The sequence below is a fragment of the Arthrobacter sp. Y81 genome (genome assembly GCF_002929335.1).
In the GTDB taxonomy this organism is placed as follows: domain Bacteria; phylum Actinomycetota; class Actinomycetes; order Actinomycetales; family Micrococcaceae; genus Arthrobacter.
The window spans coordinates 1-539 of record NZ_PJIL01000090.1 but is presented as its reverse complement, the minus strand read 5'-3'; the positions used below and the strand labels follow the sequence as shown (position 1 = coordinate 539).

At 63.6% G+C, this 539-nt stretch carries 1 protein-coding gene; it reads left to right on the top strand.

Annotated elements, in window-relative coordinates:
- Positions 1-539, top strand: a 539-nt coding sequence (locus CXQ91_RS24325) for a histidine kinase (RefSeq protein WP_258074255.1), incomplete at both ends; no start/stop codon positions are given.

Below are 539 nucleotides of genomic sequence, written 5' to 3'. Positions count from 1 at the left end.
CGTACCTGTGGCTGGCCCTGGTCACGGTGCTGTGGGCGGTGCTCATGGTGGGGTCTGTCGAATTTTCCTGGCTGGTGTTCCCGCTGTTCTTTCTGCACCTGCACCTGCTCCCGCGTTGGGCAGGCGTCACAGCCGTTGTGGTGATGACGGCGGGGGTAATTTTGGCCCAGTGGCAAGCTACTGGAGCCGCGACGCCGCCCTTACCGGTGATCATTGGACCGGTCTTTGGGGCGGCCTTCTCCATCGTCACTTCCAAGGCATACAGGTTGCTGTACCAAGAAGGCGAAAACCAGCGCAGGGCCGCGGACGAACTTCGCCGCACCCGCACCGAACTGGCCGCCACCCAACACGAGGCCGGTGTTCTAGCCGAACGGGCCCGCCTGGCCCGCGAAATCCACGACACCCTGGCCCAGGGTTTTTCTTCCATCATTTTGGTGTCGCGGGCTGCCCGGCGGTCCCTGGAATCGGCGGACGTGGAGTCCACCCTGGAATCAATTGACATGGTTGAGGCCACGGCGTCGGAGAATCTGGCGGAGGCC